General features: G+C 56.2%; 11 protein-coding genes. 4 read left to right on the top strand and 7 right to left on the bottom strand.

The window, feature by feature from the left end:
• Positions 1–59: 59 nt before the first annotated feature.
• The gene (gene recQ, locus FDK21_RS16270; RefSeq protein ID WP_138149888.1) at positions 60–1,985 is read right to left on the bottom strand and encodes a DNA helicase RecQ; all 1,926 of its coding nucleotides are present in this window, start codon (positions 1,983–1,985) and stop codon (positions 60–62) included.
• Between the two features lie 154 nt (positions 1,986–2,139).
• Positions 2,140–3,189 carry an alpha/beta hydrolase-fold protein gene (locus FDK21_RS16275; RefSeq protein WP_246657600.1) on the bottom strand — a complete coding sequence of 350 codons (1,050 nt, stop codon included), beginning with the start codon at positions 3,187–3,189 and terminating at the stop codon, positions 2,140–2,142.
• A 199-nt stretch (positions 3,190–3,388) separates the two neighbouring features.
• Here FDK21_RS16275 and FDK21_RS16280 point away from each other — a divergent pair, with 199 nt between their 5' ends.
• A complete protein-coding gene (locus FDK21_RS16280) occupies positions 3,389–3,853 on the top strand; it encodes a hypothetical protein (protein ID WP_138149890.1) in 465 nt (154 codons plus the stop codon).
• Positions 3,854–3,914: 61 nt separating this feature from the next.
• Here FDK21_RS16280 and FDK21_RS16285 read toward each other — a convergent pair whose 3' ends face one another.
• The gene (locus tag FDK21_RS16285) at positions 3,915–5,969 is read right to left on the bottom strand and encodes a glycosyltransferase family 2 protein (protein WP_138149892.1); all 2,055 of its coding nucleotides are present in this window, start codon (positions 5,967–5,969) and stop codon (positions 3,915–3,917) included.
• A 292-nt stretch (positions 5,970–6,261) separates the two neighbouring features.
• Between FDK21_RS16285 and FDK21_RS16290 the strand changes: the two genes are divergently transcribed.
• Complete coding sequence (locus FDK21_RS16290) at positions 6,262–7,272, top strand: transporter substrate-binding domain-containing protein (RefSeq protein WP_210238817.1); 1,011 nt, start codon at positions 6,262–6,264, stop codon at positions 7,270–7,272.
• 19 nt (positions 7,273–7,291) lie between these two features.
• Here FDK21_RS16290 and FDK21_RS16295 read toward each other — a convergent pair whose 3' ends face one another.
• The gene (locus FDK21_RS16295; protein ID WP_210238818.1) at positions 7,292–8,107 is read right to left on the bottom strand and encodes a sterol desaturase family protein; all 816 of its coding nucleotides are present in this window, start codon (positions 8,105–8,107) and stop codon (positions 7,292–7,294) included.
• Positions 8,108–8,334: 227 nt separating this feature from the next.
• Between FDK21_RS16295 and FDK21_RS16300 the strand changes: the two genes are divergently transcribed.
• Positions 8,335–9,159: an alpha/beta family hydrolase gene (locus FDK21_RS16300; RefSeq protein WP_210238819.1), complete on the top strand. Its 825-nt coding sequence runs from the start codon at positions 8,335–8,337 to the stop codon at positions 9,157–9,159.
• A 42-nt stretch (positions 9,160–9,201) separates the two neighbouring features.
• On the opposite strand, the gene FDK21_RS16305 is transcribed toward FDK21_RS16300, so the two are convergent.
• From FDK21_RS16305 to FDK21_RS16315, 3 genes are all read right to left on the bottom strand, one after another.
• Positions 9,202–9,918: a DUF930 domain-containing protein gene (locus FDK21_RS16305; protein WP_138149896.1), complete on the bottom strand. Its 717-nt coding sequence runs from the start codon at positions 9,916–9,918 to the stop codon at positions 9,202–9,204.
• 160 nt (positions 9,919–10,078) lie between these two features.
• Positions 10,079–10,708, bottom strand: a complete 630-nt coding sequence (locus FDK21_RS16310) for a thymidine kinase (RefSeq protein ID WP_114011406.1) — start codon at positions 10,706–10,708, stop codon at positions 10,079–10,081.
• A 340-nt stretch (positions 10,709–11,048) separates the two neighbouring features.
• Positions 11,049–11,459, bottom strand: coding sequence for a tellurite resistance TerB family protein (locus FDK21_RS16315; protein ID WP_114011405.1), 411 nt, complete (start codon positions 11,457–11,459; stop codon positions 11,049–11,051).
• Positions 11,460–11,724: 265 nt separating this feature from the next.
• Between FDK21_RS16315 and FDK21_RS16320 the strand changes: the two genes are divergently transcribed.
• Complete coding sequence (locus FDK21_RS16320; protein ID WP_138149898.1) at positions 11,725–12,336, top strand: hypothetical protein; 612 nt, start codon at positions 11,725–11,727, stop codon at positions 12,334–12,336.
• Positions 12,337–12,501 lie beyond the last annotated feature (165 nt).

A 12,501-nucleotide genomic window follows, 5' to 3' on the forward strand; every position in this document is an offset into this window, starting at 1 on the left:
AGATGAGGCACTTAAAGGGGACGTGAAAAACACAATTACAATTGTAGGGAATGCCTGCCTCAGCCCATCCATTCTTCGATGACATCAATGAAGTGATCGGCAAATTTCTTCTGCTTTGAGCTGCCCACCCCGTGAATATGCAGAAAATCGGGGCGGGTGGTCGGTTTCTGGATCGCCATATCATGCAGGGTCTTGTCGGAAAAGACCACATAGGCGGGCACCTTGAGTTCGCGCGCCAACTCGGATCGGGCATTGCGCAATGCCTCGAACAAGTCCTTGTCCGCCGGGTCCAGATCGGGCAGGGCGCTTTTGGCGCGTTTCGGACGATAGAGATCGCTCGGCCCCATTACGTCGGTGCGATAGGCAAAGCGAATGTCGCCCGCGCGCAAGGCATCCGACTTGGCGGTCAGCTTCAGCGCCCCGTGATTTTGGATGTCGAGACGGAGGAAATTGCCCGCTACCATCTGCCTGAGGATCGCTCGCCAATCTTCCTTGGAGGTGGCCTTGCCCACCCCGTGGCAATCAAGCTTGTCATGGCGATATTTCTTGATCTTCTCATGGCTCATGCCGCGCAGAATGTCGATCAGATGCACCGTGCCGAAGGTTTCGCCCGTCGCCTCAACCACATCAATCAACCGCAGGGCTTCGACATTGCCGTCTTTCAGCTCCGGCGGATCAAGGCAAATATCGCAATTGCCGCAAGGCTTGATGTCCTCGCCGAAATAGCTCAACAGAGCCTGACGGCGGCAAGAAGGGGCCTCGCAATAGGCCAATAACGCATCAAGGCGTTTATGCTCGCGGGCGAGATGATCCTCGTCGCCGCCCTCATTGTCGATGAAGCTGCGCCGCATGCGGATATCATCAAGGCCATAGAGCATCATGGCTTCTGATGGCGCGCCATCGCGGCCCGCACGGCCAATTTCCTGCGCATAGGCTTCCATATTGGCGGGCAGATTGGTGTGAAAGACATAGCGCACATCAGGCTTGTCGATCCCCATCCCGAACGCAATGGTCGCCACCATCACGGTGCCCGCTTCACGCATGAAAAGCGACTGATGGGCAGCCCGAATGCTGGCATCCATCCCCGCATGATAGGCAAAGGCTTTCACCCCATGCCCCTTGAGGAAATCGGCGACTTCTTCGGTCTTGCGGCGCGAAAGGCAATAGACAATGCCCGATTGCTCCCGCCGCGCATCGACAAAGTCGAGCAATTGCTTTTTCCAGTCGCGTCTTTGCGCAACAGTGAGGCGGATATTGGGACGGTCAAAGCCCGACACCATCACATTGCCAAGGCGTTTGCCAAACGCATCGCGCGGAAACAACTTGTCGGCAATATCCTGCCGGGTGGCTTCATCGGCGGTGGCCGTCAGGGCCGCGACGGGGGCATTGGGGAAGAAATCACTCAGCCGCGTCAGACCCTCATAATCGGGCCGGAAGCTCGGCCCCCAGCGCGAAATGCAATGCGCTTCGTCAATCGCGATCAGCCGCACCGGCAATTTGGCGAGCGCTGCCAGCATCCGTTCGGTCATCAGCCGTTCCGGCGCGATGTAAAGCAGCGAAATCTCTCCAGCTGCCACCCGGCGCCAGACCGCGACATTTTCCTCGCGCGAACGGGAGCTGTTGAGCGTTTCTGCCGCCACACCGGCGAGCTTCAATGCCATCACCTGATCTTCCATCAGGGCCACCAAGGGCGAGACGACCAAAGTCAGGCCACCAAAGATCATCGAGGGGATCTGGAAGCAAATGCTCTTGCCCATGCCGGTCGGCATCACGGCAAGGGTGCTGTGACCTTCAAGCAGACTTTCAATCACCTCCGCCTGACTGCCACGAAACTGGTCATAGCCATAGACCCGTTTGAGGATCTGCAAGGCCTGCTCGGCTGGGGGTGATTCAGGATCAAAGGCCGTATCAATACGTCCCTCCTGCTCCAACACCGCATCGTCGATCTGGGCAGGCACGGCAGAAGGGTGGGCGACAGGCGTCATGAAACGGCATTCTCTCAAAGGGCGGGAATCTGCTGCGAGCCTATCTGATTTGCTCGATCAGCGTAAACCAACAAAAAGCACGGAGACCCATTTCTGTGAAGAGTGCAAAAGGCGGCGCGAGAAAGTCTCAAGCCGCCGCCTTCACAAAGTCGGCTTATGCACTCAACAGCCGGGCCATCCATGGCAGGGTCTGGTCCATCCGATAGTCGATCGAGGAATGATTGTCAGAGAACTCCTCATAGACATGGGGCACATCGGCGGCTTCCAGTTTCTTGTGCAGACGCCGGGCCCCATAGACCAGATTATATTGGTCGACATCACCACATTCGAGCCACAGGCCCTTGAGCGATTTCAGATTGTCAATCACATCCGCCCGCTCGACCATCACCACCGGGTCCCATTTCAGCCAATTGGCCCAGCGTTCCTCGATCAGGCCGCAGGTTTCCAGATCCACCGGCAACCGCACCCCGCAAAAGGCATCCGGGTCCGGATCATAGGTCGCGGCCATCGCCAGTGACATCAGCACATGCATGTCCTTGCCGGAAAATTTCGGCCCCTTTTCAAAGTCGGTCAGGAAGGCCTCTATCGAATGGTCTTTGGCCGCCAGCGCCCGCACGGCGGTCGGCATGTCGGGCAAATAGCAAAGCTCAAACGCCATATCGCCGGAATGGCAGGCAGCCGCCGACCAGACATCCGCATGCAACATGGCATGGACCATTGAGCCATAGCCGCCCGATGACTTGCCAAAGACGCCGCGCTTGCCCGCACCGCCACAGCCAAACTGGTCTTCAATCGCAGGCAGCATGTCCTTGATCAGGAAATCCTCCCACGCCCCGAGGGCGACCGAATTGATATATTGGTTGCCTCCCAGTCGGGTGAAGCAATCCGGAAAGGCAATGACCGCAGGCAGCATCTCGCCCGAGGCGATCAGCCGGTCGACCCGCTCAGGGACATTCTCACCAAAATTCTTCCAGTTGACATGCGCTGGCCCACCGGCGGTGAAGCCGACCAGATCCACCAGCAATGGCAAACCCTGTCCATCATGGCCATGGGGAACATAGACCACCACTTCTCGCTCGGTCGGATCACCCAGCATGTTGGATTGGAGGCAATCGGATTGGATGGACAGGTTGTGCAACGTGCCCTTGGGGTGATCGTGACTGGAACGCATGAAAATCTCGCTGGTTGGTGTCGGCAATGCCATGGCCTCCCGTCATCGGGCAAAGACCAAACATGACGTTGATTATGCAGCGCTTGGCACCCCTTGTCAGCACCACAAGAGGTTTGGTGAAAAAAGTTTGAACCGATTGGTCGGGCACTGCGACAAATTGACATAGCAAGCAGCAAGAGAAAGCAGACAGCCAACCCAGACAGTTCACTCAGATACCCAATGGAGAGACACCATGTTCAAGACACCCACCAAATCCATCATGATCGCCCTGATCCTGTCCATCACCTCAGCGGCAACCACCGCGACAACCTCGGTCCATGCAGGTGAGTTCCGTCACCACCGGTCGCATGGCAATGATATGGGCAACGCTGCCGCCATCGGGGCTGCTGGTTTCCTGATTGGTAGCTTGATTGGCGCCACCCTGCACAAGCGGGACGGCGGTGAGGTGTCCAGCCATTATCCCCGTGTTGGCCCCCGCAATACGCGGGTTTATGTCGAGCGAGATCGCCATGGTCGGGTTCTGAAGCGCAAAATCATTCGCAAGAAAAAGATCCGCTACAAAACCAAGCGGCGCCCGACCTTCGCCAGCTCCTACGATCCGCGCACCAATATCCGCACCACCGCCTACCGGGATGCCCGTGGTCAGCGCGTCGTGATCCGCACCCGTGGCCGTGGCCTGCCACCGCAAGTGCGCTAAACCACACCCAGCAAGTCTTGGGGCTATGCTTGATGCGCCAGTCTGACAAGGGGCCTGATTTTCAATCGGGTCCCTTTTCGCAGGTCAGAACGCCAAGCGGACTTGCGCTGTCCAGCGATGGTCGATCCAGTGACAGCCCATGCTCGGTCTTTTCCCAATGATGCGGGTTATCAAGCAGTTGAACCAGCGCGCGCCAGGCGGCAGGTGTCATCATCAGCCAATAGACCGGCATCGCCAATATTGTTGCCAAACCATAGCCATAGCGTTGGCGCGCCTTGCGATAACCCAAACTCATTGCGCCCCCATAACCCAGCAGCAGATTGACTGAATTGGCGATCACCAAACTCCAGAACAGCGAGGAAGCCTCGTTTGCCGGGATCTGCAGGGCCAGAAAGGTCAGCGCGAAGGACAGAATATAGACCGGATGGATGAGGGCGGAAATCAACATACCGCCAATGATGCTCTGAAAGGTGAGAAAGGACGCCGTCCCAAGGGAGCGCCACAAAGCCAGCGGATTGCGCATATGCACCAGCCATGTCTGCATCCAGCCCTTGAACCACCGTGTCCTCTGACGAACCCATTGAGGATAGCTTTCCGGCGCTTCCTCCCAGGTTTCGGTTTGCAGCACCTCGATGCGATAGCCCAGACGCGTCAGACGCAGGCCGAGATCGGCATCTTCCGTGACATTGTAAGGATCCCAGCCTCCAACAGCCTTCAGAATATCGGTGCGGAAATGGTTGGAAGTGCCACCAAGGGGCACGGGCAGCCCCTTGTCCGCAAGATAGGGCAGGAAGCCGTCAAACAAGGCCGCATATTCCACGGCGAACTGACGACTGAGAAAGCGTGAATTGCCATTGTCGATGGCCAATCGTCCCTGCAGGCAGGCGAGGGTTTCGCCCCCCACTCGCATCCGCATCGCAGCTTCTTTCAATTGTAGCGGGTTGGGGCGGTCCTCGGCATCATAAATCACCACCAGCTCTGACTTGACGAAGGCGAGTGCATAATTCAGCGCCTTGGGCTTGGTGCGCGGCCCATGAATAGGGACGGACACCACCGTGAAGGCGGGTGGCAGCTTCATCCCGGCCAGCGCCTGCCATGTCTCATGGTCGTCCGCCTCGACCAGCAACTGGATGCTCACTTTGTCACGCGGATAATCAAGCTGGGTGAGACAGCAAATCAGATCGCCCAGAATGGAGGCTTCTTTGTAGAGCGGCACCAGCACCGTGTAGCTGGGCCATTCCTCTTCGACAATCGGGCTGGCAAACAGGTGCTCAAAACAAAGTGCCTGCGCCTGCTCCAGACGCTTGGCAGCCAGTCTGGCGGCAATTCGTAGCCCGGCAATGGACAGAAAGACCATGATTGACAGGATATTGAAGGCAATCGCGATGGGTGGAAACAGAAATGCCAATGCGATCGCAGCAAACACCAAAGACACAAGCACGAAGCGGTTGAAATGACCAATCCGTTTATGGGCAGACAAGTCTGGCTGCTTTTGCTTGAGCTGATAGACACGCGTGGTGAGCGCCCGCTCCTTCGCTGCGGCCCTCTGGGCAGCCTGCAGAACAGAGGGAACCGTCAGGCAAATACGTTGCCGCAGATCGGGCATATCCTGCAATGAGTGTTCCAGCCGATCAAGCGCCTCACCCTTGGGCGCGCAGAGCAATTGGCTTCTCTGGTTTGCCTCCTGTCCGTCCGGTCCTTCAGGTGGCCACATCATCACCCAATCAAGATCATGGATGCCTTCGAGCAGCACCTCGTCGGGGAAGGGATGCAAAGCCGCAACGGGCACATGGCACAGAAACGGCACCCCCAGGCGGCGGGCGGCTTCGGCAAAATAGCGCATTTCGTCGATCTGACCGGACGCTAGGAGATCATGGGTTAGGGAGTTGTCAGACCTCAGTGCATAGGTGTCGATCAAATGCCACAGCCAGTCCGCCTTGTCTGCGATCACCGTCAGGACAGAGAGATGGAAGGGAAGAATGGGGCGGTCGTTCGTCGCCTCTTCTGCGTGAAAGAACGGAGGCGGAGAAGGAGATCCATCCTCCGTCTGAGCCAGCAGGGCCGAGGCAATCGGGCCCGGATCAGGCTTTTTCAATTCCTTGTTTAAAAAGGCCATGACAAGGCTCGGTAAATGCCGCTATACCAACACAGTAAATCAACAAGGGTCCGCGCGTGATGCGCTGAAATGTGCGGAGCAAATTCATTTTGGTGTCAGTGATCAAACGATTAAATTAAGGTCTAAAGTCAGCTTTGCTTGCTCTTGGCAGATGAATATTGGACAAGAGCAACACTACCTGAAAGAGTGGCATAGGGGTTTCGCAATTTCAATGAAGGATACGCAACTTCATACAACACAGGGTGGTATTATTCACGATATTATTGCATTATTTGGAAAATATCGTCAGAAGTTGCGGTCCCGATGCGCAATTTCGCGCTCAGGCGCCCGTGTCTCTCTTCTTTTTGTGCTCTGCCTCGCGACAGCAAGTCTGGGATCCATAAAGGCAAATGCCCAGCAGGAGGAGCCGGAAGATCCGACTGTCAACGCGCTGGATGAAGAGCAGGACGAGGGGGGCAATGAAACCACCAACATTCTGAGCCGCCGTGGCCGCAATCAGCAGATTGATGGTCCCATTGGATCACACCAATGGGTCAATGCCGGCTTCACCAGCTTCATTGATGTGCGAGAGCGTCCGAAACAGCCTGATCAGGACCTGCTCGATCAGGGGTTGCGTCTGTTGACCACCGATGACTTCCCACCCTTCAATTATCGAGGGGAGGAGGATCTGCCTCAGGGCTATCATGTCGAGCTGGTGCGCGCACTCTGTGAGGAGCTGAACATTGCTTGCACCCTCAAGCTGGTCGCCTTCGAGGAAATCCCGACCCTGATCTCCGATGGTCGCGCCGACGCAGCGATTGCCGGCATCGCCAATCAGCAGGCGGTTCAGGACAAACTGGCTTTCACCAAGGTCTATCTCAAGCGACCGGGTCGCTTTGTTCGCAAAACCGGCACACTCTTGAAACTCGACAAGACAGGGATGGATGCTGTCCCAGTGGCCGTGCGCGGCGGGTCTGCCCATGAGGCTTACTTGCGCACCTACTTCCCTAAGGTCAATCGGGTGCCCGTTACCGATATGGCGGTCGCGCGTCAATTGCTGGAAGAGGGCAAGGTTCAGTCGATCTTCGGCGATGCGTTCCAGCTGTTGCCTCTCGTCACGGATGAACAAGACGGCATCGCTTTCGCTGGCAAGCCCTATTATGACGCCCACTTCTTCGGCGAAGGCATGTCGATTGCCTATGGCCGGGATCGGACCGGCATTCGTACCTTGCTGAATTATGGGCTGTTGCGCCTCGCCCAGAAGGGCCGGTTGGCAGAACTTTATGCCAGCCACTTCGCAGTCGATATCTACGCCGAGGACTGAGCCTTGCCGTCTTTCCGGGTTACCGATTGCGGAAGGGCAACAGGATCGACCAGATGAACTGTCCCGGCTTGTCGCTCTGATAGGGATTGAGACCAATCACCATGGCATCATGCCCAGCTTGTGGCTGGGCAATATAGGTGCCGAACAGCCGATCCCAGATCGAGAGATTGAAACCGTAATTGGAGTTGGTCTCTTGCGGTACCACCGAATGATGCACCCGATGCATGTCCGGCGTCACCACCACCAGTCGCAACAGGCGATCCAGCCCGACAGGCAGCTTCACATTGGCATGATTGAACAAAGCGGCCGCATTCAGCACCGCTTCGAACAAAAACACGGCCAAAGCCGGTGCGCCCAGCAACAGCACCCAGCCAAATTTCCAGACCAGCGACAGCAGGATTTCAATTGGATGAAATCTCAGCGCCGTCGAGACGTCGATGTCCCGATCCGCATGATGCACCTGATGCAGCCGCCAGAAGATCGGCACCACATGGGAAATCAGATGCTGCAGCCAGATGGCGAAATCGAGCACAACAAAAGCAATCAGAATGCTGAGCCAGCCCGGAATGGCCAGCCAGTTGAGCAATCCCCACCCCTGTTCACCGGCATAAAGCGCCACCCCGATGGGCAGGATGGGCATCACCAGCCGCACCAAGACACTGTCGAGGATCACAATGCCCCAATTGGTTAGCCAGCGGCGCCCCGTCGGCAGAGCCTTGTCACGTTTTGGCAAAACCCATTCCAACAGCGCCATAACAAGGAAGGTGCCAAGGAAAATGGCCAGCCGCATCTGGTTGTCATCAAGACCGAAGGCGACGAACAAGGTATCCTGCATGGGAAAGGCTCACTTTTGACTGCCAAGGCAGTATTGATAAATTCAACTTTATGCATCTATAGGGACCCCAATCCCTTTGGGCAAATGGCATTTATGGGGCATTGCGTCACATTGTCGTGACACTGTCGACCCCTTCCTGCGCATATGAACGTGCAAAAGGCTTGGACTTTGCCTTTGAAACTGTTAGGAAGGCGCCCACCCTACCGATCTCAAGCGAGCGCAATGCCATGACCGAGTCTGACCAGTCCACCGATGCACAGGCCTCCACTCCCCAGGCCTCCAATCCCCAGACCTCCAATCCAAGCCCCATCACTGCCGATAGCCCCTTTGATTTCCTGATCACCGAGCCGGAAGGAAAGCCAAAGGCCGTGCTGATGCTGGCCCATGGGTCAGGTGCTCCGATGGGTTCTTCCTTCATGGAACGCATCGCCGCCATGCTCAATGACAATGGCATTGTCGTCGTTCGCTTCGAATTTTCCTATATGGCGCGCCGCCGTGTCGATGGCAAAAGGCGTCCTTCGGGCCGCGCCGAGCGCTGGACCCACCATTATTTCCGTGCCGTGGACGAGTTGCTCGAGGGCGAAAACTGGAACAAGGACTGGGATGAGCTGCCGCTGCTGATTGGTGGCAAGAGCATGGGTGGCCGGGTTGCCGCGATGTTGGCCAACGAAGAAGACCTCAATCTGGCGGTCAAGGGTGTTGTGGTGTTCGGCTATCCATTCCATCCGATTGGCAAGTCCGAGCCGGAGCATTGGCGTCTGGAGCCACTGGAGAAAAGCCTGCTGCCGATCCTTATCTGTCAGGGTGAGCGCGATGATTTTGGCTGGTGGGACGAGATCGACGCCATCGATCTGCCGCAGCAGGTGACGCTGGAATGGATCACCAATGGCAGCCACGATCTGGGCCCGACCGGTAAATCCGAAGCCACCATGAAAAGCAACATGCTCCATGCGGCTGAGCTGGCCGCTGGCTTTGCTGCCAATCCACCGGTCCTGACTTTCGAGTTCGACAAGCCAGAAGATGACGAAGACGAGGATCTGGACGAGGCGTAAGCCTCGAGGGATCGGTTTGGCGCATCATGTTGTGATAAGGGATCAGTGGCCGGGAGCCAGTCCGTTTACGGGGGTCAGACCATAACGGTCCCAGTCGTCGCGTGGCACGATGACCCCGATCTGGAAGGCGAAATCGACGATGCTTTTGCCATCGTCGGACAATTCGCATTCAAACTTGACCCGATGCCATTTTTCGTTGCTAAAGAAGGCTGCACCATTGGCAATCATCCGCTTGCCTTCATAGACCACCGGGCGGATGGCAAAGGCATTCATCCAAAGTGGCACATGGCCTTTTCCCAGAGCCTTGATCTGTTCGAGCACTTCGAGATTGCAAAGCTGGTCGCGCTGTTCGCCGCCGGTCATGCTGTCATAGGCTGCCCGCCCTTCGGCATTTTCCGGCGCATCCAGCAGCGAGCGAGACAATAGCTGCTCCGGCCTGATCATGCCATCGCCTGACTGGAAACGCCTTGCTGCGTCCGCCGCCGGATCGCGTGGCTGATCGAGGGGATCCAGCGGTGGAATGCCGCTCGGTTTGGGTAGGGCACTCGGCGGGATGATCTCCACCTCGATCTCGTCAATCGTCACCACATCTTCGAGCAGCTTTGGCATGATCGAAAGCAAAACCAGCCCTGCCAGCCCATGCAGTAGCAGCGAGACGAACAGGCTCAGATGGCCCGTCCTGAGATACCATATCTTCAGGCGAACCGTCTCCTGGCGGTCGATGGTCAAGGTCGGTCGGTTCAAAGTCTCGGGCCGCATGCAGCTCTGCCAACGCCGCTGCGTCAGCAATGGGGATCAGGGTTTCCAAATGTTATAGACGGATTGCGGCACAAACGGGATAGGGACAAGTCAAAGGACAGTGGGGATAATATGTCGCAGGCGTGCCCTGCGAGGTCGTGTCATTCAGGGCAGGCAACATCTAGAGATTGAACTTGCCTTGTGGGTCGGAGCGGTCCTTGTCTCCCAGATCCTTCTCGGCCCAATGCTTGCGACAGAGCGAGACATAGGCCTCTTCGCCGCCGATCACCACCTGTTCGCCTTCTTCAATCACCTTGCCATTGCCGTCGATCCGCACCACCATCGAGGCCTTCTTGCCACACCAGCAGATGGTACGGGCCTCGCGCAGCTCATCGGCCAGCGCCAGCAAATGCTGCGAGCCGGGAAACAGCTTGCCCTGAAAATCCGTGCGCAGCCCATAACACATGACCGGAATTTTCAATTCGTCCGCCACCCGGCACAGATGCCAGACTTGATCTTCTGTCAGAAATTGCGCTTCATCGAAAAACAGACAGTCGGGCTTTCCCTTGCCACTCTCAACGTCAAATTGCCCGGTAACATGGTCGAACAGGTTGGTTTCTTCGCCAAAGATGAAGGCTTCCGCCTTCAGGCCGATCCGCGAAGAGATTTCACCGACGCGCGTCCGGTTGTCCAAGGCTGCCGTGTAAAGCAGCGTCCGCATGCCCCGTTCCACATAGTTGTAGGATGCCTGCAACAGCAAGGTCGATTTGCCTGCATTCATCGCAGAATAGGTGAAATAGAGTTTGGCCATGACAGGCTCCAACAGACACAGGTCGAAGACGAAGTGATCTCTTGCTAAAGGCGCAAGGCAGATAAGGCAAGATGGAACCGCCGCCAGATGGCAAATCATCTGCCCGAATGTGGATGCCCGCAACGACACGCATGCCGGAAAGAGGCAGCGTTCAGGTGTAGGTCAGGCACAAGGCAGGCAAAGAAAAAGGGCCCAGAGGGCCCCCAGCAATGTCAATCTGATTGGTATACGCTATCGATAGAATATGGCCTTAATTGTAGCCTATATTGTCTATTTTGACAAGGAATGCGCAACCAAAGCCTCTGACAAGGTTAATGTGCCAGAGATTGGCGATCGTTGATCATCTCTTACGGTAGCGAACCCGCGCACTGTGTTCAATCGCCCCCACATGCAGGCGATCAAGCTCCAGCTCGTCGCGCAGCAGAAGCAGGAACTGCAACTCGTCCTGATCGACCTGAAAATCGGCGGCAGCCACTTCCACGGCAAGCGCGTAAGCGGTTTCGCGCAGACGTTCCGGCAGGCTGGCGCGAACGATCTGCAAGACCAGATCGATGCCACCTTCGGCCAGCAATTCCGAACAATCGCGGGACACCTGAATGAGGCGGCTATCTTCAAATTCCTTGAAAACCGGCAGTGTCTGGACTTCTTCCCCGATTTTCAAAAGCTCTGAATCGGTCATGGTCCGGTCTGCAGCCGATGTGGAAACCATCACATAGATGAGGGCTTCTTCGGGAGAAACGGTTTTGGTCATTGCATTTTCCTGTAGGTGCGCCCGGCAAAAAAAGGGTTCCGGACCAAAATTACTCAGCTCCGAATTTAGGCACCACATCGCACGGGATCAAGCGGCCAGTCAGGATTTTTGCCACTATTCATGGCAATTTCCAAGAAGAGCCTGTCTTTCCAAGAAGTGTGAACCTCGGCGAAGATGCAAACAGCTTGCACAGAACGGCAATTCTGGCAAAATGACGGGAATACGGAAAAGTTCATATGCCTCTATTCATTCACGGATCATTCCAATGTCTGTTGCCACCACCAAGATTGCCCTTGTCACGTCGCTGTTGAGCCTTTTGCCGGCGCTGGCCCATGCCGATAGCTGTTTGGATCGCTTCAAAATGTTGCTTGTGAAAGGCAATGGAGACGGGCCTGTCAAAATTCATGTTGAGCAGGAAATTGTCGGTGGCATGACATCGACAAACTATTTCTATCAGGCCGAACCGGGCCATTGGATGTCAGAAATGATCGAACCGGCCAACATGCAATGGACGCTGACCTATAACAACGGGATGTATAGTTCCAAAGACAAGGGGCAAAGCTGGGACAAGGTGCGAGATGTCGACAATGTTGCCAATGCCAAGGCAGCCAAAGAGCAAATGCAGGCCAATCTGCAAACCGCGCGCGATGCAAGCTGTGGTGAGCAAGAGCTTGACGGCGTGATGCACGAGACTGTGGCTGGCACCTATAGTGCATCTGGCAGTTTCAAAACCGAAAACCATCACAAATACTGGGTCAATTCGGATACGGGCTTCATCGCCAAGGCCTTCTATCACATGAAGGCGGACAATTTCGAAAGCAAGACCACCCAAATGATCGAAGCCGCGCCCGATCTCGATTTGCCCAAACCCCAGTGAAGCTGTCGCTGATTCCATTGTGATTTGGGGGTGCGGGGGTGGAATGGACCGCAAATTGGCCTTTCCTTGTCGGGTTCAATCAGCTAGAACAGCCCTTGCCGTCTGCCGGTCGGGCAGGCGGTTTGTTCTTTCAAGACGATTATGAATCCCATTATGACGGCGTTG

It is taken from the genome of Cohaesibacter sp. CAU 1516, from assembly GCF_005771485.1.
GTDB classification, from domain to species: Bacteria; Pseudomonadota; Alphaproteobacteria; order Rhizobiales; family Cohaesibacteraceae; genus Cohaesibacter; species Cohaesibacter intestini.

Bases quoted from the DNA above. Each gene is read 5' to 3' on its own strand.
- recQ (WP_138149888.1), bottom strand. From the start codon at position 1,985: ATGACGCCTGTCGCCCACCCTTCTGCCGTGCCTGCCCAGATCGACGAT.
- FDK21_RS16275 (WP_246657600.1), bottom strand. From the start codon at position 3,189: ATGGCATTGCCGACACCAACCAGCGAGATTTTCATGCGTTCCAGTCAC.
- FDK21_RS16280 (WP_138149890.1), top strand. From the start codon at position 3,389: ATGTTCAAGACACCCACCAAATCCATCATGATCGCCCTGATCCTGTCC.
- FDK21_RS16285 (WP_138149892.1), bottom strand. From the start codon at position 5,969: ATGGCCTTTTTAAACAAGGAATTGAAAAAGCCTGATCCGGGCCCGATT.
- FDK21_RS16295 (WP_210238818.1), bottom strand. From the start codon at position 8,107: ATGCAGGATACCTTGTTCGTCGCCTTCGGTCTTGATGACAACCAGATG.
- FDK21_RS16300 (WP_210238819.1), top strand. From the start codon at position 8,335: ATGACCGAGTCTGACCAGTCCACCGATGCACAGGCCTCCACTCCCCAG.
- FDK21_RS16305 (WP_138149896.1), bottom strand. From the start codon at position 9,918: ATGCGGCCCGAGACTTTGAACCGACCGACCTTGACCATCGACCGCCAG.
- FDK21_RS16310 (WP_114011406.1), bottom strand. From the start codon at position 10,708: ATGGCCAAACTCTATTTCACCTATTCTGCGATGAATGCAGGCAAATCG.
- FDK21_RS16315 (WP_114011405.1), bottom strand. From the start codon at position 11,459: ATGACCAAAACCGTTTCTCCCGAAGAAGCCCTCATCTATGTGATGGTT.
- FDK21_RS16320 (WP_138149898.1), top strand. From the start codon at position 11,725: ATGTCTGTTGCCACCACCAAGATTGCCCTTGTCACGTCGCTGTTGAGC.